This is a genomic window from Salinibacillus aidingensis (assembly GCF_039522525.1).
GTDB classification, from domain to species: domain Bacteria; phylum Bacillota; class Bacilli; order Bacillales; family Alkalibacillaceae; genus Salinibacillus; species Salinibacillus aidingensis.
This window is the reverse complement of sequence record NZ_BAAADO010000004.1, coordinates 399,836-418,967: the sequence shown is the minus strand read 5'-3', so window position 1 is coordinate 418,967 and position 19,132 is coordinate 399,836. Positions and strand designations below refer to the sequence as shown.

Annotated in this window: 18 protein-coding genes and 1 pseudogene; 5 read left to right on the top strand and 14 right to left on the bottom strand. The window is 39.8% G+C overall.

Annotated elements, in window-relative coordinates:
• Positions 1–156: 156 nt before the first annotated feature.
• The 3 genes from parC to ABD006_RS12150 all read right to left on the bottom strand — a co-directional run bounded on the left by parC (position 157) and on the right by ABD006_RS12150 (position 5,220).
• Positions 157–2,610 carry a DNA topoisomerase IV subunit A gene (gene parC, locus ABD006_RS12160; protein ID WP_343841406.1) on the bottom strand — a complete coding sequence of 818 codons (2,454 nt, stop codon included), beginning with the start codon at positions 2,608–2,610 and terminating at the stop codon, positions 157–159.
• 26 nt (positions 2,611–2,636) lie between these two features.
• Positions 2,637–4,586 carry a DNA topoisomerase IV subunit B gene (parE, locus tag ABD006_RS12155; protein ID WP_343841403.1) on the bottom strand — a complete coding sequence of 650 codons (1,950 nt, stop codon included), beginning with the start codon at positions 4,584–4,586 and terminating at the stop codon, positions 2,637–2,639.
• A 220-nt stretch (positions 4,587–4,806) separates the two neighbouring features.
• Positions 4,807–5,220 (bottom strand): CoA-binding protein, encoded by a 414-nt coding sequence (locus ABD006_RS12150; protein WP_343841524.1) that lies wholly within the window; start codon positions 5,218–5,220, stop codon positions 4,807–4,809.
• A gap of 247 nt (positions 5,221–5,467) precedes the next feature.
• Here ABD006_RS12150 and plsY point away from each other — a divergent pair, with 247 nt between their 5' ends.
• The 4 genes from plsY to yidD all read left to right on the top strand — a co-directional run bounded on the left by plsY (position 5,468) and on the right by yidD (position 8,716).
• The gene (gene plsY / locus ABD006_RS12145) at positions 5,468–6,049 is read left to right on the top strand and encodes a glycerol-3-phosphate 1-O-acyltransferase PlsY (RefSeq protein WP_343841520.1); all 582 of its coding nucleotides are present in this window, start codon (positions 5,468–5,470) and stop codon (positions 6,047–6,049) included.
• Positions 6,050–6,203: 154 nt separating this feature from the next.
• Positions 6,204–7,379, top strand: a complete 1,176-nt coding sequence (locus ABD006_RS12140; protein WP_343841401.1) for a CapA family protein — start codon at positions 6,204–6,206, stop codon at positions 7,377–7,379.
• A 147-nt stretch (positions 7,380–7,526) separates the two neighbouring features.
• Entirely contained in the window at positions 7,527–8,456 is a 930-nt protein-coding gene (gene folE2, locus ABD006_RS12135) for a GTP cyclohydrolase FolE2 (protein ID WP_343841399.1), read from the top strand.
• Positions 8,457–8,467: 11 nt separating this feature from the next.
• Positions 8,468–8,716: a membrane protein insertion efficiency factor YidD gene (yidD, locus tag ABD006_RS12130; protein ID WP_343841397.1), complete on the top strand. Its 249-nt coding sequence runs from the start codon at positions 8,468–8,470 to the stop codon at positions 8,714–8,716.
• Positions 8,717–8,766: 50 nt separating this feature from the next.
• Here the strand turns inward: yidD and ABD006_RS12125 are convergent, their stop codons facing one another.
• The 7 genes from ABD006_RS12125 to acnA all read right to left on the bottom strand — a co-directional run bounded on the left by ABD006_RS12125 (position 8,767) and on the right by acnA (position 13,807).
• Positions 8,767–9,066 carry a hypothetical protein gene (locus tag ABD006_RS12125; protein ID WP_343841395.1) on the bottom strand — a complete coding sequence of 100 codons (300 nt, stop codon included), beginning with the start codon at positions 9,064–9,066 and terminating at the stop codon, positions 8,767–8,769.
• Between the two features lie 6 nt (positions 9,067–9,072).
• Positions 9,073–9,492, bottom strand: coding sequence for an acyl-CoA thioesterase (locus ABD006_RS12120; protein WP_343841393.1), 420 nt, complete (start codon positions 9,490–9,492; stop codon positions 9,073–9,075).
• A gap of 118 nt (positions 9,493–9,610) precedes the next feature.
• Complete coding sequence (gene tlp, locus ABD006_RS12115) at positions 9,611–9,841, bottom strand: small acid-soluble spore protein Tlp (protein WP_343841392.1); 231 nt, start codon at positions 9,839–9,841, stop codon at positions 9,611–9,613.
• An 18-nt stretch (positions 9,842–9,859) separates the two neighbouring features.
• Positions 9,860–10,000 carry a small acid-soluble spore protein N gene (gene sspN / locus ABD006_RS12110; RefSeq protein ID WP_162038796.1) on the bottom strand — a complete coding sequence of 47 codons (141 nt, stop codon included), beginning with the start codon at positions 9,998–10,000 and terminating at the stop codon, positions 9,860–9,862.
• 180 nt (positions 10,001–10,180) lie between these two features.
• Positions 10,181–10,327, bottom strand: a complete 147-nt coding sequence (locus ABD006_RS12105; RefSeq protein WP_343841388.1) for an FbpB family small basic protein — start codon at positions 10,325–10,327, stop codon at positions 10,181–10,183.
• Between the two features lie 56 nt (positions 10,328–10,383).
• Complete coding sequence (locus ABD006_RS12100; RefSeq protein ID WP_343841385.1) at positions 10,384–10,983, bottom strand: redoxin domain-containing protein; 600 nt, start codon at positions 10,981–10,983, stop codon at positions 10,384–10,386.
• A gap of 121 nt (positions 10,984–11,104) precedes the next feature.
• Positions 11,105–13,807, bottom strand: coding sequence for an aconitate hydratase AcnA (acnA, locus tag ABD006_RS12095; RefSeq protein ID WP_343841383.1), 2,703 nt, complete (start codon positions 13,805–13,807; stop codon positions 11,105–11,107).
• Positions 13,808–14,058: 251 nt separating this feature from the next.
• Between acnA and ABD006_RS12090 the strand changes: the two genes are divergently transcribed.
• On the top strand, positions 14,059–14,190 hold the full coding sequence (locus tag ABD006_RS12090) for a small acid-soluble spore protein P (protein ID WP_343841381.1): 132 nt from the start codon (positions 14,059–14,061) through the stop codon (positions 14,188–14,190).
• Here the strand turns inward: ABD006_RS12090 and selA are convergent.
• The 4 genes and pseudogenes from selA to ABD006_RS12070 form a co-directional block, all read right to left on the bottom strand.
• On the bottom strand, positions 14,176–15,591 hold the full coding sequence (gene selA, locus ABD006_RS12085) for an L-seryl-tRNA(Sec) selenium transferase (protein ID WP_343841379.1): 1,416 nt from the start codon (positions 15,589–15,591) through the stop codon (positions 14,176–14,178). The genes ABD006_RS12090 and selA overlap by 15 nt on opposite strands.
• A 77-nt stretch (positions 15,592–15,668) precedes the next feature.
• Positions 15,669–15,863: pseudogene (locus ABD006_RS12080) on the bottom strand (Rdx family protein); the annotation flags it as partial.
• Positions 15,864–16,070: 207 nt separating this feature from the next.
• Positions 16,071–17,975 carry a selenocysteine-specific translation elongation factor gene (selB, locus tag ABD006_RS12075; protein ID WP_343841376.1) on the bottom strand — a complete coding sequence of 635 codons (1,905 nt, stop codon included), beginning with the start codon at positions 17,973–17,975 and terminating at the stop codon, positions 16,071–16,073.
• Between the two features lie 21 nt (positions 17,976–17,996).
• Positions 17,997–19,127, bottom strand: coding sequence for an ATP-binding protein (locus ABD006_RS12070; RefSeq protein ID WP_343841374.1), 1,131 nt, complete (start codon positions 19,125–19,127; stop codon positions 17,997–17,999).
• Positions 19,128–19,132: the final 5 nt, after the last annotated feature.

Below are 19,132 nucleotides of genomic sequence, written 5' to 3'. Positions count from 1 at the left end.
ATCTATTATTAATACCTGGTTCTAATATACATGATTTGAACCAGGTATTCAATAAATGAGTTAAAGTGAACCCTATTCCGGGAAGGATATTTTGACGTACTAGTTCGAAAAAAATAGGATCTGCTTATATAAACAGACCCTATTTTAATCTTAGATTTATTCTTCTTTTAATTCTTCAAATGGTTTTATATAAGAAGGTTTTTTCCAAGTACTTATGACATTCCCTGTTAAGTCAGTATCAACAACAAATGAACCATTACTGTACCGGTCGTGTTTCTTCAATTCCAAGGGATACAACTCATGAATTTGGTCATCTTCAGTTTGAAATATAACAAACTCTTCTTCCTGGATTAAATGTAACCCAACAGCACGGTGCGGCTTAGATTTCAGCTCTTTAAGCATAACCAGTCCTCTTTTAGCCCGTGAGGATTGTTCGAAGTCAGACAGGGCCATACGTTTACATGCTCCCCTTTGTGTTATCAGTACGATAGAAGGAGCTGTTAATTCATCAAAGACTTCACCACTGATAACAAATTCATCCTTTTTCAACTGAATGGCCTTCACACCAGCAGCACGCTGACCCACGGGTTTCACTTCTGATTCATGGTACCATAAGCCGAAGCCTTTATTGGATGTAATAAATAAATCCTGATTGCCATCTGTCTGATGAACACTGACGACTTCATCATCGTTTTTTAGATTTATAGCTACCAATGGTTTCGAGCGTCTCTGCGCATCATACTGTTTTAGCTCCGTCTTTTTCACCATTCCGTTTCGCGTAAAGAACAGCAGGTATTGATCATCTGAAAACTCTCTGACAGGAAGAACGTTAATGATTTTTTCATCCGGTTCTATAGTAACTAAGTTAGCCACATGCTGACCTAAATCCTTCCACCTGATATCCGGAAGCTCGTGGACATGAATGTATAAGTAATTCCCTTTGTTTGTAAATAGAAGAATTTTATCCGTTGTATTTAACTCCTGTAAGGTTAAGAGATGGTCTCCTTCTTTTACCGGTAAATCACTTTCATTCGATGCAGAATAGGATCTGAGACTGGTCCGCTTCACGTAACCATCCTTCGTAACGGATACAAGTACATCCTCACTTGCTACCATAACTTCCAGATTAATCTTTAATTCTTCTACCTGCTCTTCAATTTTCGTTAAACGATCGGTTTTATACTGCTTTTGAAGCTGTTTTAGATCGTTTTTAATTTCTTTCAGCAATTTAGTTTCACTATTAAGAATAGATTCTAATTCTTCAATTTGCTTCTTCAGTTCCTCCGCCTCTTCCTGCAACGCTGTCACATCTGTATTGGTTAATCGATAAAGCTGTAATGTGACAATCGCTTCTGACTGCTTCTCAGTAAAATCAAAAAGTTCTATCAGACGATTTTTGGCATCCTGTTTATCCTTCGAAGCGCGAATGGCTGCAATCACATCATCTAAAATGGAAATAGCTTTAATCAAGCCTTCCACAATATGGGCACGATCCTTTGCCTTCCTTAAATCAAAACGGGATTGACGAATCATGACATCCCGCTGGTGCTGAATGTAGGAATCTAATATCGCTGACAGGCTCATTAATTGTGGAGTCTTATTATGGATGGCTACCATATTAAAGTTATATGTAATTTGTAAATCGGTATTTTTATAAAAATAATTTAAAATACCTTCACTATCCGCATCTTTTTTTAATTCAATCACAATTTGCAGTCCGGTCCGATCCGTTTCATCACGGACCTCTGCTATTCCCTCCACTTTCCGGTCAAGCCGGAATTCATCAAACTTCTTAACCAGATTAGCTTTGTTAACCTCATAAGGAAGCTCATTAATGACGATTTGCTCCCGGCCGCTGCGGAGCTCTTCGATTTCTGCTTTACCCCGAACAACCACTTTTCCTTTTCCGGTTTTATAGGCTTTTTTAATTCCTTCAATTCCCTGAATAATACCTCCTGTAGGGAAGTCCGGTCCTTTTAAAACCTTCATTAGTTGCTCAACATCAGCATCTGGCTTATCAATCCTCATGATAACAGCATCAATGACCTCTTTCAGGTTATGAGGAGGAATATCTGTAGCATAGCCTGCCGAAATCCCTGTTGAACCATTGACTAATAAGTTAGGAAATTTCGCTGGTAAAACAACCGGTTCATAGTCGGTATCATCAAAATTAGGGATAAAATCAACCGTTTCCTTTTCAATATCACGTAACAATTGTGAAGTGATACTGGCTAAACGCGCCTCCGTATAACGCATGGCTGCTGGTGGGTCTCCATCGATACTCCCGTTGTTTCCATGCATCTCAACTAAAACATTTCGCACCTTCCACGTCTGACTCATACGTACCAGTGCTTCATATACAGATGAATCTCCATGTGGATGGTAGTTTCCGATTACCGTTCCCACGGTTTTAGCGGACTTTCGGAATGGCTTGTCATGGGTATTTTTCTCCTGATGCATAGCGTATAAAATACGACGCTGTACGGGCTTTAATCCGTCCCTGGCATCTGGCAAGGCCCGTTCCTGAATAATATATTTACTGTATCGTCCAAACCTGTCCCCAATGACTTCTTCAAAGGGGAGGTCTAAAAATTGTGCTTGATCAGCCAATGACTTGTCCTCCTTTTCCTATTTTATTACGTATGAAGTTTATCGTTTTCCAGAATGTTTTCATCATCATCAAGACTGAAGGCTACATTCGATTCAATCCAGTTTCTCCGGGGTTCTACTTTATCGCCCATCAATGTGGTAATTCTCCGTTCCGCCCGCGCTAAGTCCTCAATAGTAACACGAATGAGGGTACGTGTGTCCGGATTCATCGTTGTTTCCCAGAGCTGGTCTGCGTTCATCTCACCTAAACCTTTATAGCGTTGAATCGTGTACCCATTCTTAAATTTACTCAGGATATCCTTTAGAGCATCTTCTTCCCAAGCGTACTCGGTTTTCTCCTTTTTCCCTTTTCCTTTTGAAACCTTATACAGAGGAGGCAATGCAATATAAACTTTTCCAGCTTCAATTAAAGGTCTCATATAGCGATAGAAAAAGGTTAGCAGGAGTACCTGAATATGCGCTCCATCTGTATCCGCATCCGTCATAATAATAATCTTATCATATTGAATATCCTCAATATTAAAATCTGCGCCCACATCCGCACCTATCGTATGAATAATGGTGGAGATTTCTTCGTTTTTGAAGATATCGGATATTTTCGCTTTCTCCGTGTTAATAACCTTACCCCTAAGAGGAAGAACGGCCTGAAAGCGTCTGTCCCTGCCTTGTTTGGCTGATCCTCCGGCAGAGTCCCCCTCTACTAAATATAATTCATTTTTTTTAGCATTTTTCGATTGAGCAGGGGTAAGCTTTCCACTTAGTAGTGCATCCCGTTTTTTGCGTTTTTTCCCAGTGCGGGCATCCTCTCTGGCCTTCCTGGCTGCTTCCCGGGCCTCTCTTGCCTTTATTGCCTTTTTAATCAGCTGTGTAGCTGTTTCGGGATTCTCTTCAAGGAAGTAAGAAAGCTTTTCCGATATCACATTATCAACAGCAGAACGAGCCTCTGAAGTCCCGAGTTTACTCTTGGTCTGACCTTCAAATTGCAGTATCTCCTCGGGAATACGTACAGATATAATCGCCGTAAATCCTTCCCGAATGTCACTTCCATCTAAATTTTTATCCTTCTCTTTTAGCAAGCCATTCTTTCGCGCATGATCATTGATACTCCGGGTTAAGGCTGAACGGGTTCCTGATTCGTGTGTACCTCCATCCTGTGTGCGGACATTATTGACAAATGACAGCATACTTTCCGCATAACCGTCATTAAATTGAAATGCAAAATCAACCTCAATTCCATGGCTTTCACCTTCGAAAGCAACAACAGGATGTAATGTATCCTTCTCTTCATTTAAATAATCAACAAAGGATTTTAACCCTTCCGGATATTGATAAGTTTCAGATAATTCCTGAATTTCATCTGTTAATTCGATTTTCAGACCCTTTAATAAAAAGGCTGCTTCTCTTAGCCTTTCCGCCAATATTTCAAATTGAAATGCGGTAGTGGAGAAAATATTCGAATCTGGTTTAAAGCGAATTTCCGTTCCTGTTTTTCTGGTTCCGCCATGCTGCTCCAGACCGGTAACCGGCTTTCCGCCATCTTCAAACCTTTGCTTATATACCATTTTGTCGCGGTAGATCGTGACTTCTAGCCATTCGGACAGGGCATTTACTACAGATGCGCCTACACCATGCAAACCTCCGCTCGTCTTATAACCACCTTGTCCAAACTTACCGCCGGCATGCAATACCGTTAATATAACTTCAGGAGTAGGCTTTCCCATCTTATGCATACCTGTGGGCATCCCACGTCCATGATCCCGGACGGAAATGCTTCCATCTTTATGTATTTTAACATTAATTTCATTACCGAATCCTGATAATGCTTCATCTACCGCATTATCCACAATTTCAAAAACAAGGTGATGCAATCCACGATGATCGGTACTTCCAATGTACATTCCAGGTCGTTTTCGTACAGCTTCTAAGCCTTCCAACACCTGAATAGAGTCATCATTATACGAATTTTGACTACTCAATTGCCTGTTCCCCTTTCAATCCCAAACAAATTCGATTCTATTTGGATGCATTTTAAACTTCATCATATTACTATTATAGAACGAATGTTCCAAACATCAACATAATGTGACATGTATTCTTTATTTTAAGCTTTTTTTCAGGTTTCGCAAATAACCTTTTTCAACAAAAAAGAAAAAATCCCTGCTATAACAGGGACTTTTTCCTTAAGCAAACGTTTGTTTATTTACCAATTGTAACAGCATGGGCTACTTTGATACAAGTATCCATAATGACCGTAAAATCATGTTGCTTTAAGTATTGATAGGCTTCTTCATTCTCAACACCCTGCTGAGCCCAGAAAATACTGGCGTCTGTCTGGACGGCTTCTTCCGCAATCTCAGGTAAAAATTCAGATCGCCGGAATACATTGATAATATCAAAAGGAATATCAATATCTTTTAAAGCAGGGTATGCTTTCTCGCCGAGTACTTCGTTCACCTTTGGGTTTACCGGGATAATCCGATATCCATTTTCCTGCATAATTTTTGAAATTTGATAGCTTGTACGTTCAGGGTTATCGGACAACCCCACAACAGCGATGGTTTTCGCCTCTTCCAGAATTTCCTTGATTTTATCCTGTTCAGGATTTTGTATCGTCATAAATCCTTACCCCCTTTCCTTTTATCTTAAAGGAAAATTTTATATAATGAAAGTGGTTTCAATATCAAAAGCTATCGCTTAAGGATCTGTGCTTTTCTGGAAAGAATAGAATTTCAAAAAAATATTCGGATTTGGTTGTTTTCATGGTAGAATGGTGATTGATAGTAGTATCAGGTAAGAAAGCGATTACGCTTTATATCACAATGATGCACTTATTCCATGAAAAGGGAGTAAATGAATGATGATATATGTTATTTTTGCGATCACAGCTTATATGCTGGGCTCCATTCCTTCTGCATTGTTAGTAGGAAAAGTAGGTTATAACCTGGATATAAGAGAATATGGAAGTGGTAATTTAGGAGCAACAAACACCTTTAGAATCCTCGGGATAAAAGCCGGGTTAATTGTCACAGTGGCAGATATATTGAAAGGTACTCTGGCAGCAGCGCTTCCTGTATTATTCGGGACAACAGCTGACCCATTAATTATTGGTCTATTTGCTGTTTTAGGTCATACATATCCGCTGTTTGCAAAATTTAAAGGGGGAAAGGCAGTAGCCACATCAGGTGGAGTAATACTCGCCGTAAGTCCTTTACTCTTTGCCATTATGGTGCTTTCATTTTTACTTATTCTAAAAATCACGAAGTACGTTTCCTTATCCTCTATGGTAACAGGTATTGTCGCCGTAATCAGCTCAGCTATTCTCCAGCATGTCGGATTAATTATCATTACTTCGGTTCTTACACTGTTTGTAATTTATCGGCACCGTACAAATATTAAACGGATTCTCAACAAAACGGAACCAAAAATAACCTGGATGTAGATTTATACAACACCTGTTCCGCAAGGTGTTGTATTTTCTTTTGTCCCAGGGAATGATAAATAAACGATTTATAGTTAGGAAATCAGGAGAGACCACGTCCGGCTTCAATCTCCTGTAAACTAAGTACAGAAAGAAATGAAAGGGTGTGGACAGCATGAATAAGTGGTCATGGATGCTTACCTGTTTTTTTGGTGTAATTATTCTAATCCTAATGGTCTTTTTACTAACAACTGAAGAAAACAACCATGCAGAAAACGAGTATACGTTCCAGCAGCATGATAAGGTTCGGCAGCAAAAGATGGATCATAGAGAGTATCAGACAGAGATTACGCTTGGGGCGGTAGGTGATATTCTCGTTCATAATACAGTCTATCAGGATGCCCGTACCCCAAATGGATTTGACTTCAGGCCTATGTTTGAATTAGTCAGAAATTCAATGCAGACGCCTGAAATAACGTTTGCTAACCAGGAAACCATCATTGGTGGCAAGGAGCTAGGATTATCCTCTTATCCTCAGTTCAATTCTCCTTATGCAGTAGGGGATGCTCTGAAAGACTCAGGTGTGGATGTCGTATCTATGGCCAATAACCATACTCTTGATGTGGGTGAAGAAGGGATAATGAATGCGACAAATCATTTTAATCAATTAAATATCTCCTATGTTGGAGCAAACCGCAGTCTTGAAGATCAAAAACGCGACCGAATTCTAAAAGCTAATGGAATTTCCATCGGTTTTCTGGCTTATACTTATGGAACCAATGGACTTCAGAGGCCTTCAGACAAGCCTTATCTTGTTCAATATATAGATGATAATACTCTCATCAAGGATATAAAGAAATTAAAACAAAAAGCTGATTTCGTCGTTGTCAGTTTACATTTTGGTCAGCAGTATGTACGGCTGGCTAATGAAGCACAAAAATTACTCGTAAAAGAGGCAAGTCAGGCTGGTGCAGATATTATACTTGGACACCATCCACATGTACTTCAGCCTGTTGACTGGATTAAGAAAGAAAATGGAGAGAGATCGTTTGTCATTTACTCTTTGGGAAATTTTCTATCCGGACAGTCTGAGCTTTATCAAAGAATTGGTGGGGTCTTACACATCGATTTAGAGAAATCCATCGATCAAAATAATGATACACAATACAGTCTATCAAATGCCAGGATCATGCCAACTTACATGTATCGGCCAAATTACAAAAACTATAAAATTGTACCTCTTCATCAAGCAGATCAGTATGGTCTGAAACAGGCAAAGGAATTATATCAGGAGATACAGGGACATATGAAAACTTATACCGATAAAATAAAAGTTGTTCCGGAACTTTAGAGCCTAAAAATTGAACAAAACAAGATTTATAATGTATACTTTTTTTAAGTGATTCTAATCTAATAAGTTTTCAAATTTTCACTTCAAAGTTATCAATACACAACCTTATTATGGATATACTATCAGAGGCTGAAAGGAGTCATAGATATGTCTAAAGTACAAAAACAGAAAAAGAAATTACCTTCCAAAGAAGAACGTCATGAGTTATTCGGATCGGTCCCTCCAGGTCCAAAAACAAAACCTACAGAAAAGGATCAGATGCCTGACCTTCAAAATACAAGCAGAGATTTTCTATTTGAACTGGATGCAGTTGGTATTCAGAATGTGAAGCATCCCATTGTGATTCACAGTAAAATGAAGCCATTTAATCAGACGACCATTGGTACATTTTCTTTTTCATCTAGTATACGGCAGGAAAGTAAAGGAACAAATATGAGTCGTTTTACTGAGCAGTTGAATCGCTATTACGAAAATGGGTTTACGCTTGATATTGAGATGATGAAGGAATTCACGAAAGAACTTGCCCAGCGTCTCAAACAACAGGATGCAACGATGGAGGTTACTTTCCCATGGTTTTTTGAGCGTAAAGGACCTGATTCTGAACTTGCAGGCATGAATCATGCCACCGCTTCTATACGTGTGGAATATCATGCTCAAACCAATTTTGATGTAAACGTATCATTGGAAGGAACCATTACCACTCTCTGCCCTTGTTCAAAAGAAATCAGTGAATACAGCGCTCATAACCAGAGGGGGAAGGTCACCATGGCTGCGACTTTATCCGATGACTTTAACGAACAGGAAATAGATTGGAAACTGGCTCTATTGGAAGCTGCGGAATCCAATGCAAGTGCTCGTATCCATCCTGTATTAAAGCGTCCGGATGAGAAAATGGTAACAGAGACCGCTTATGAGAATCCACGGTTTGTCGAGGATATTGTGCGATTGGTTGCTGCTGATTTATATGAAATGCCCTTTGTAAAAGTCTTCGATGTAAAATGTGTAAATGAAGAGTCCATACACCTTCATGATGCAGTGGCAAGTATTCATTATGATAAAACCAAGGAAATCGATTAGAAGGGTTCTTAATGAAGTATTTTTTTATCTCTATTCTTAATTTGTATCGCAAATATATTTCACCACTAAAACCGCCTTCCTGCCGTTTTCAGCCTACTTGTTCTGAATACGGATTGGAAGCCTATAAAAGGTTTGGGGCTATAAAAGGGACTTATTTAACGGTAAAACGAATTTTAAAATGCCATCCCTTTCATCCCGGAGGATTTGATCCTGTACCGGAAAAGCAGCGTCAGAATAACAAAAATAGCTCAGATTTATAAAAAACAAAGGCTATATGTGACAGAAGTTATCCTTGCCACATATAGCCTTTTTATAATTCAAAACGATTGATTTGTTCTAGTTGATTCTCAGCTTTTAAAATATCCTTTTGAAACTTCCCTATCAGATCAAAGTGCGGAAATTCTTCATCCTGGTGAATCCATTCCGGCTTCAATCCATATTTTTTCCCCCATGCCTTTAATTTCTCGAGGTCATTACATCCGGCTTTTGTAACGGTCCGACTGTCAGGAAAACGATCATCAAGCCAATAATGTGTAATAAAGGCTATTTTCCCATCCTTCACATCCTGCTTCCACTTGTTTACTTCAGCTCTTTTTACACCAAAAGCCATATGTTATCAATCACCCTTTGCTTCAAGATAGGCCTCGTGAAGTGCCGGGAATTTTTTCCGGGTCGAAACAGGCCTGAAGCTGTCTTTTTTCACACAGACATGTGAGGTTTTGCCCGTCACAGACACTTCATCATTTCCGTTACGTATTTCATAGGCATAAACCACTTTCAGACCGTCGTAAGAATCAATCCATGTTTTCACACGTGCTTGCTCTCCATATCGAACCGGGGTTTTAAATTGTACATCGGCATCCAGTACCGGAGAAACAATATCTTCTTTTTCCATCTCATGATATTGGAAGCCCAATTCCTCCAGAAAACGGGTCCGTCCTATCTCAAACCATACTAAGTAATTAGCATGGTATACGACTCCCATTTGATCGGTTTCCTGGTATCTTACCTGTATGTCTGTTTCTACTACTTTCACGTATCTTTCCCCCTAATTATGAACTCAACTAAAAATTATTTTAACATAATCAATTACTTTTAGCAGAGCTCACACATGAAAAACCTGCCTGTTAAAAGGCAGGTTTTCCTCATTCGGCTTAATGGTTCTGATCGCGGGCTTCATCTTTAATTTCATTTCGCATAGCTTCAATGGATTCTCTTCTACGTTCATTTTTTGCTTCGATATCGGCACGGTCATTTCCGGATGCATACTGTGCTGTTTCCTCGGCTTCTTCCATATTTTCAATTGTGTTTTGTACCATTTCCTGAAGTTTTTCAACGTTATCTGAACGATCATCTGGTTTAGGCTGATTGTGTCGATGATTCATGGCCATACTCCTCCCATATTAATTTCCTTTAGGCTGAATCCACTGTGCTTCTTTTCCTTTGGTCTGATATTTCCGGCCTTTGTTTCCATCAAAACTTTTACTGATATGCCCATGCTTATTCGGTTTATATTGTTCAGAGTTTTTTCTTGGATTTCCCATTCGTTTAACCCCTTTTTTGAAGAAGTCGTTCATGCTTATGTTTTGTTATAGCGGTTGAAGTATGTAAGTGAAAATGATGGAAAAATAAAATCGTTGGGTGCTGAAGCCAGTCTTGCACCCTCCTGATTCCTTATCGAAAATAGGCTATTTATTTCATATACCAAAAAAAGACAGCTAAGATTACTCTTCAGCTGTCTCCATAGTACCTGAGGCAAGTCTATCCTCAAGCTTTTGTTCAATTTTATCCATGAGTTCCGGATTTTGTCTGATTTGTTCACGTTCCAGTTCTAACATTTCAGTAAAACTTAGCTTTCGTCTTTTATTCATTGGAATATCTCTCCTTTATAAACAATATTTCCAATGAATAAAAGGATTATACGGAATTACTGTAAATTTGACATCTTTTCTTTTAGGACTTCAAAGGTAATGGAACCGGAATACTTTTCAATAACCTTCCCCTCTGTATTAATAAAGTAACTGGAGGGAAGATTAAATACCTGGTATTGATCCATCGTTACGGTTAGTTCCTGATCTAAAGGTACAGGAAAGGTCAGATGATATTTGTTTACGAAGTCCTGGACATTGTTTTCTGAAGTCTCATATCCTGTTGCATTTACCGCAATAATGTTCATTTTATCTCCGTATTTTTCATGAAATTTCTGCATTTCCGGCATTTCTTTTCTGCACGGCTTACACCATGTTGCCCAAAAGTTAAGCATAACTTTCTCACCATTAAGTTCGGATAATTTCACCTGCTCCCCCTCAAGGGTATGTAAGGTGAAGTCAGGGGCAGTTTCCCCTATTTCGACGGAAGTTTGATTCTCTGATTCGTATTCATCTGGAACAGCTACGGCAACCCCGTCAAATTCTTCCTCTTTATTTGCACGGCTATCATTTACCTGTTCCTGGGCAAAATTAAAAACCACAATGGTAAACATGGTTAAAATGATCGCTGGTCCAATCAAACGTTTGATGAGTTTCATATTTCTCCTTCTCCACTTATAGGTTAGAATTTATGTTCTAAATCATATTTTATCATGCTGGCCCGCTTTAACAAAGAAAAGCACCCCCGAAGAGGTGCTTTCATCACAACCAAAACATATTTTATTTGAGCTTGTTGCGCAGTACCATTTGAAGAATTCCGCCGTGACGGTAATAATCTACTTCCACATCACTATCAAAACGGGCAACAACTTCAAACTCTTTCTTATTGCCTTCTTCGTCTGTTGCTGTAACCTTAACCAGACCATGTGGCTTAACGCTTTCGTCAACTTCAACGTTGTAGGTTTCCTTACCGGTTAAACCAAGGGATTCAATGCTTTCTCCTTCTTTAAACTGGAGAGGCAGCACACCCATCATAACAAGGTTGGAGCGGTGGATACGCTCAAAGCTTTCAGCAATAACGGTTTTAATACCTAAAAGATTTGTACCTTTTGCAGCCCAGTCACGGGAACTTCCCATACCATAATCCTTACCGGCAATAACCATTAATCCTGTATTGTCCTCCTGGTATTTCATGGCAGCATCATAAATTGGCATAACTTCTTCTGTTGGCCAATAAGTCGTATATCCGCCTTCTGTCCCAGGGGCAATCTCATTTCGAATTCGGATGTTACCAAACGTTCCGCGCATCATCACTTCATGGTTTCCGCGACGGGAACCATAGGAGTTGAAGTTACGTGGAGAAACGCCTTTTTCAATTAAGTACTTACCAGCAGGCATATCTCTTGGAATAGCACCAGCCGGGGAAATATGGTCTGTAGTGACAGAATCTCCAAATTTACCCACTACACGTAAATCCTTCAAAGGTTTTACGGTTTCAGGATCTTTCGCCAGCCCTTCAAAGAATGGAGGGTTCTGGATATAAGTAGAGTTTTCATCCCACTCGTAAAGTGGCTCATCCGTAGTATCAATCTGGTTCCATTTTTCATTGGAATTGAACACTTCCTCATATTCTTTACGGAAGATGTCCGGTGTAACAACCTTTGATATTTCCTCTTTTACTGCTTCACTTGATGGCCAGATGTCTTTAAAGTAAACATCATTTCCATCCTTATCTTTGCCAAGTGGTTCGTTTTTCAGATCAATGTCCACAGTACCAGCAAGTGCATAAGCAACAACCAATGGTGGTGAAGCAAGGTAGTTTGCTTTTACTAGTGGATGAATACGACCCTCAAAGTTCCGGTTACCGGAAAGGACGGATGAAGCTGTTAAATCACTCTCTGCAATAGCTTCTTCAATTTCAGGAAGAAGTGGTCCGGAGTTACCGATACATGTTGTACAACCGTAACCAACCAGGTTAAAACCAAGTTTATCCAGGTATTCCATAAGACCTGCATCTTCTAAGTAACGCGTAACAACCTTAGAACCTGGTGCCAGTGATGTTTTTACATATGAAGGTACCTCAAGTCCTTTTTCAACGGCATTTTTAGCAAGTAAGCCTGCTCCTAACATGACATGCGGGTTTGATGTATTTGTACAGGACGTAATAGCTGCAATAGCAAGAGCTCCTGTTTTCATAACCGTTTCTTCGCCATTGGAGAACTTAACTACAGCCTCTTTATCCTTCTCATTTTCATCTAAACCAAAACCATGGTTGCCGGCTGGATCTGTTAACGCCTTATTGAAAGATTCCTTCATTTGGGACAGTGGAATACGATCCTGCGGGCGTTTTGGACCGGACAGGTTTGGTTCAAGCTCATAAAGATCAATCTCAACAAGATCAGTAAATTCAGGATCTTCCTGGTCCGGTGTATAAAATAGCTCATTTTGTTTACAATAAGTTTCAACAAGTTTAATTTGCTCTTCACTGCGTCCAGTCAGACGAAGATACTCAAGAGATTCGTTGTCGACCGGGAAGAAACCACAAGTTGCACCATATTCAGGCGCCATATTAGAAATGGTAGCCCTATCGGCAAGTGGCATTTCGCTTAAACCTGGGCCAAAGAATTCAACAAATTTTCCAACGACATTTTTCTCACGAAGAGCCTGTGTTACTTTTAAGGCCAAGTCGGTTGCTGTTGTCCCTTCAGGAAATTTACCGGTAAGCTTAACACCGATTACCTCAGGTGCTGGAACATAGGAAGGCTGACCAAGCATACCTGCTTCAGCTTCGATTCCACCAACACCCCAGCCCAGAATACCCAGACCGTTAATCATCGTGGTATGAGAGTCTGTACCAACTAGGGTATCAGGGAAAGCTTCCACTTCACCATCTTCGGTTTCAGCTGAATGAACAACGTTAGCAAGGTATTCCAGGTTTACCTGGTGAACAATACCCGTTGCAGGTGGAACAGCGCGGTAGTTATCAAATGCTTTCTGAGCCCAGTGAAGGAACTCATAGCGCTCTTTATTACGGTCAAATTCAAGCTCCATATTTAAATTTAATGCGTCAGGAGACCCGTATTTATCAACCTGTACAGAGTGGTCAATAACCAGGTCAACAGGGACCTCAGGATTAATAGAATCCGGACTTCCTCCCATATCAACCATGGCTTTACGTAAGGAGGCCAGATCAACTACAGCTGGTACACCTGTGAAGTCCTGTAAAATAACACGGGATGGTTTAAATGGTACATCAACATTTCCATCTTTTGTTCCCCATTTAGCCAGTTTTTCCACGTGCTCATCTTTGATAACGGTACCATCATGCTGTCTTAAAATCGATTCCAGTAAAACACGAACAGAAAAAGGCAAACGAGATATTTTTCCAATTCCTGCATTTTCTAGCGCTTTCAAATCATAGTAATGATAAGTTTTGCCATTAACTTCAAAATTCTTTCTCGCGTTAAAGGCGTTGTCTGCCATATCTTTTACCCCCTCTAATAGATTATGTACAGAAACCATGTGGCTTCATTTCCTATTAAACTTTCATCTACTTTCATCCCTATAGGCAGTTTGCACTCTCATTTTAAATCAAAATGTTCAATAAGTAAAATCTTTTAGAAAAATTTCTAAAAACAATTATTCATATCCATTCTTTCTCTTGAACTTTCGATGCGCGGCGGATAGAAACCCCTGATTTTTCACAACATACTTTTTGAAAGGAGGAGATTGATTTGGCTGAACAAAAAAATTCCAAATTAAATCGCCAGGCCAAGCAACCGTATGGCGTCCCCATGAAAGGTTCAAAAAAAGTAAAAAACCGTAACCATACCAGACAGAAAAAGGGCGCATCACATGACCTCTAAATCCTGATTAATACTGGCGAGTATTCTGTGCAACTGATCAATATCATTATGGTCCAATGTTCTGAAATCCAGAAACAGCTGTTCATCTAAGAACCGCCCAATAACGGGAGTGTCCTGATTTCGCAAACGGATTTCAAGCTGTTCAGGAGATATAACACTGGATTGAACAAGAACACCATAGCTTTGAACTTGCTCATCCGGCATGGTCCCCCCACCAATCGTTGCATAGCTATCACGGATGTCAAAAGTCAGCATGGTGTTTGCAGTTGCCTTCTCCAAAAATGCCTGAACATTTTCCTTGATTTCTGAGGCGGGTCTTAAAATATCTCTTATAGCTGGTATACTCATTAGTGAAGAGTGTGTCCCTTTGGCGTACATTCTTAACGTGGTTTCCAGAGCGGCCAATGTCATTTTGTCCACTCGCAGAACTCTTGCCAGTTGATGGCGTTTTAACACGTCAATTAGATCTTTTCTGCCCGCAACTATACCTGCCTGCGGTCCCCCTAATAGCTTGTCACCACTAAAAGAAACTAAATGTGCTCCCGCTTCTAATATATCTCTTACAACGGGTTCATCGCCAATTCCATAGTCCTCCAAATTGATGAGAGCCCCGCTTCCCAAATCTTCGTAATAAATCAAACCATTCTTATTTGCGATAGTAGCAAGATCCTCTGTGTTTACTTGGTCAGTAAAACCAGTTATTTTAAAGTTACTCGTATGTACTTTCAGGATCATCACAGTTTGTTCATTTATAGCGTCCAGATAATCAAAATCATGGGTTTTATTCGTCGTTCCTACTTCAACTAATTGTGCATCGCTTTCCGACATAATAGAGGAAACTCGAAAGCTCCCGCCGATTTCAACAAGCTCTCCCCGTGAGACAATGACTTCCTGATTTTTAGCCAGGGCTCGTAAGGTTAAATAAACAGCTGCCGCATTGTTATTCACAACAAGTGCAGCCTCAGCCCCTGTCACTTCTTTAATAAGCTCTTCAACAATGCTGTGTCTGGAGCCCCGTTCCCCCTTCTTTGTGCTATACTCCAAGTTTGAATAATGCTTAGCCACATTCGCCACATGTTCAAGGGCCTCGTCCGATAATCTTGCCCGGCCTAAATTTGTATGTAAGATGGTTCCGGTGGCATTTATGACCCTTGTGAGATTGTCCTTCTCCCAATTCATACTCTTCTGCTTTACCTGATAAATAATATATTCTTCAATTTCTTCTTTATGTTGAAATTCCCGTTTGTTTGTCATCATCAATTGACGGACATGTTCGATTTCCGTTTGTATCCAATGCTTTAGCTTCTCTCTCGTAATATTCAAACGCTCCTGAATGTCCTTAATTTCTGGCTTCCTTTGAATTTCATGAACAGGTGGGATTCTTCTAAGCAATTCTTTCACGATTATTACCTCCACGCCATATGAAACAAAGCTCCAATAATATCGTAAAACCATGTCCTGCTATGTGTGAACATGCTTTATGTCTGTTTCAGATCTTCTACTATTTCGATGATCTGATTAGGGTCAGGGAAAATTCCTGTTTCCTTTTTTGAGTAAATCGTTTCTTCGTTTACCGAAATTTCAAAGACTCCTCCTGAACCAGGGATAAGCTTCATTTCTTTAATATCATGCCGAAAATGACTGAATAACTGTTCTGCGAAACTCGCAGCCTTTGGTGCATAGTTTCACATCATGCAGAATTCAACCGAAATACGTAATTCCATAAAATTTCCTCCTTATCAACCTTATCTCCTTATCACCCACATTTTAATAAATAAGGCCGAGGAATACAAATTCTCGACCCGCCATTTCCCTTGTTACCTTTAAATTGCATAAAAATAAGGGGCCAGACTTAGCCCCCTTGTTATTCTCATTTCAGATTAATTTGGCCGGCAAATCCACCTGCGATCACCATCCACTCTTTCCGTAAAATGCAATGCGTCCATTAGCTCCAGTAATGGAATCAAATATTTTCTTGATATATCCCATGCTTCCTTCGCTTCTTTAAGCGTAAAATACTCATCCGTGTTCTCACTTAGCCTCCTCGCTTGAACGTCCAGCGTACGGCTGTGAATCAGATGCTTATCCGTTAATGGATAAGCCATTTTATGACTGATTAAAAAATTCCTGAAATCCTCATGCAGCTCTTTCGGTATCCCTTCTTTTTCCAGATAGGTTATCCATTCTTTCACCTGAATTTGATCCTCAAAGATATGATGAATGACATTCTCCATTCGTTTTTGCCATTCTGGTGGCATAGCTGGAGAAAATGAGTATAACGAAATATATTGCTGATACTGCTTCAACTCTTTTTCTGAGATCCATTGATTAATCAGCTTTTCAAGGACGTTATCCGGTGTATCATCTGATTGCAGAAGTTCAGGTTTATTCACACCTTCCTTTAATGGATAATCTTCATGAAAGGCAGATAATTTTGAAAACAGATGGGCCTTTACTTCCTTTATAATGTCAGAAGTGGAATAATAACCTTCTATTTGCACCGCTTGCCCCTTTTCAATCTGTTCATGAAGGATATGGTCAAGCGCCGTTTGAGAAAGGGATAACCTGCGCATAAGGTCAGCATGTTCGACCCATTTTTCTTCCTGCAGTAGCTGCAGTACAAGAGATTCAGGCGTACCTTCCTTTAGCTGCTGCAGCTTTTGTATCGTCTCGTTTCCGAATCTGTACTTTTCTCCATCAGGATTGATTACCCACCCGCCTCCAAGAGTTTCAACTGGTGTGGCACGCCGTAGGATAAATCGATCTCCCCGATTTATGACAATAGGTTCCTGCAGTCGAACCTGACAAAGAATTTCCTCCTTAGCCTGCTGGACTTCATTCCGGTCAAAAAATACGATTTTACCATAAACTTCATTTGCTCCACTATGAAACTTAATAGGTGCACGCTGCTTCACAGGGTATTTAATATCCTCTAATAGTTGCAGAGACAGGTCAATCGTATCAGATTCCTCAAAATACATCGGATTTTTTACTAATACATCTCCTCGATCCAGGTCTTCCCTGGAGACACCAGAAATATTAATCGCTGTACGCTGTCCCGCAAAAGCCTCTTCTACCTCCTGATTATGTACCTGAATTTGACGGGCTTTTGCTTCCTTCGCTTGCCCGGGTAATACGAAAAAGCGTTCTCCCTTCCTAATGGTCCCTTCATAAATGGTTCCTCGTACAACAGAACCTATCCCTTTCATGGTAAATACCTGGTCTATGGGCATTCGAAAAGGACTATGTGATTTCCTTGAAGGAGTATTCTTCAGTTGTACTTCAATACGTTCCTTCAACTCCGAAATTCCCTTACCTGAAAGACTGTCAACTAATATAACTGGGGACTGGCTAAAATAAGACCCTTGGAAAAACTGCTGAACATCATCTTTAACGAGTTCCAAAAGCTCATGGTCAACTTTATCAATCTTCGTGATGACAATCATGGCCTGTTTTATATCAAGAAGGGATAGAATATCAATGTGCTCTTTAGTCTGCGGCATAATGCCTTCATCGGCTGCAACAGTTATGATGACTAAATCAATACCGGCCACTCCGGCAATCATTTGACGTATAAATCTTTCATGGCCAGGTACATCAACAATCGATACATGGGTATCAGTATCCTTTAACTTTAACGGTGCAAAGCCCAATTCAATCGAAATTTTCCGTTCTTTTTCTTCCTTCAGCCTGTCTGTATCTGTTTTTGTTAAAGCTTTGGTAAGGGCGGTTTTCCCGTGGTCTATATGTCCCGCCATTCCTATGGTGAAATTTCTTTTTTTCATGACTAAATCACATACTTCCTTTTATCCTGAATGATTAGGTAATGTTACACGTATGATTGTACCCTTTACTGGTGCGTCCTTAATGGTTAAATGACCATAATGTTCTTTAATAATCTGATCTGTTATCATAAGGCCTAAACCTGTTCCGTTCTCTTTTGTGGTAAAAAAAGGCTCATGAATTTTCTCCTTAATTTTTTCGGGAATGCCAGGCCCTTCATCTTGGACTTCCACTATTGTCTCAGTTTCTGTCTGCTGGAGCTGAACCTGAACAACTCCTCCATCTTCCATTTCCTCAATAGCATTCTTAATTAAATTTATAAATACCTGCTTCATTTGAGAAGGAGCACATTCAATATCACTAGGGTCTGTATCAGTTGTAAGACGAATATCAATTTCATGCATATTGGCCTGGGAACGCATCAATGTACATACATCGGCTAATAATTCTGCAAGTGAGACAGTTTTTCGATGGTGAGGTTGAGGTTTAGAGATGTATAAGAGTTCTGAAGTGATGGTTTCCATCTTTTCAATTTCTTCTTTCATTATCTTAAAATATTGTCCATCCACGTCCACACCAGCTTCCATTAGCTGTAAAAAGCCTTTAAGTGAAGTCAAAGGATTCCGTATTTCATGAGCAATACCTGCAGCCAACTGACCGGCGACATTCATTTTTTCAGATTGAGCGAGGTGTTTCGTTGTTTCCTTCATCCTGGAGATGTCAATAGAATAGGCAACAAAATATTCGCGGTGTTTATACCTGATGCGACTAATCACTGACTCAATCCATTTGTAGTGTCCATCCTTACTCTTCATGCGATAAGTTAAATGAACATGATGTTGTGTTTCTTTAGGCAGCTTTGAACGGAGATAGTGATAATCATCCGGATGTACCCAGGACAGAACATTTGTCCTTGTAACATCTTCCTTGTTATGTCCGAGTATTTGCTGAACATTGTTTGAAATGTAACGAAAATCACCGTTGATGGAATTCACTGTGAAGATGTGATTGCTCTCTTTGTCAATCCATTCCAGAAAAGGCAAAGGAAGTGCACTTAAGTGCTGAAAATCCTCATCTTTAATGAGTGTGTCCTGACAATTATTTTGCTGAGCTCCTGTTAAATCCCCATTGACTAATTGATTACTTTTTTTCATCCTTC

Coding starts and splice junctions, on each gene's coding strand:
- plsY (WP_343841520.1), top strand. CDS start 5,468: ATGATATATGTTATTTTTGCGATCACAGCTTATATGCTGGGCTCCATT.
- ABD006_RS12140 (WP_343841401.1), top strand. CDS start 6,204: ATGAATAAGTGGTCATGGATGCTTACCTGTTTTTTTGGTGTAATTATT.
- folE2 (WP_343841399.1), top strand. CDS start 7,527: ATGTCTAAAGTACAAAAACAGAAAAAGAAATTACCTTCCAAAGAAGAA.
- yidD (WP_343841397.1), top strand. CDS start 8,468: ATGAAGTATTTTTTTATCTCTATTCTTAATTTGTATCGCAAATATATT.
- ABD006_RS12125 (WP_343841395.1), bottom strand. CDS start 9,066: ATGGCTTTTGGTGTAAAAAGAGCTGAAGTAAACAAGTGGAAGCAGGAT.
- tlp (WP_343841392.1), bottom strand. CDS start 9,841: ATGAATCATCGACACAATCAGCCTAAACCAGATGATCGTTCAGATAAC.
- sspN (WP_162038796.1), bottom strand. CDS start 10,000: ATGGGAAATCCAAGAAAAAACTCTGAACAATATAAACCGAATAAGCAT.
- ABD006_RS12105 (WP_343841388.1), bottom strand. CDS start 10,327: ATGAATAAAAGACGAAAGCTAAGTTTTACTGAAATGTTAGAACTGGAA.
- ABD006_RS12100 (WP_343841385.1), bottom strand. CDS start 10,983: ATGAAACTCATCAAACGTTTGATTGGACCAGCGATCATTTTAACCATG.
- acnA (WP_343841383.1), bottom strand. CDS start 13,807: ATGGCAGACAACGCCTTTAACGCGAGAAAGAATTTTGAAGTTAATGGC.
- selB (WP_343841376.1), bottom strand. CDS start 17,975: ATGAAAAAAAGAAATTTCACCATAGGAATGGCGGGACATATAGACCAC.
- ABD006_RS12070 (WP_343841374.1), bottom strand. CDS start 19,127: ATGAAAAAAAGTAATCAATTAGTCAATGGGGATTTAACAGGAGCTCAG.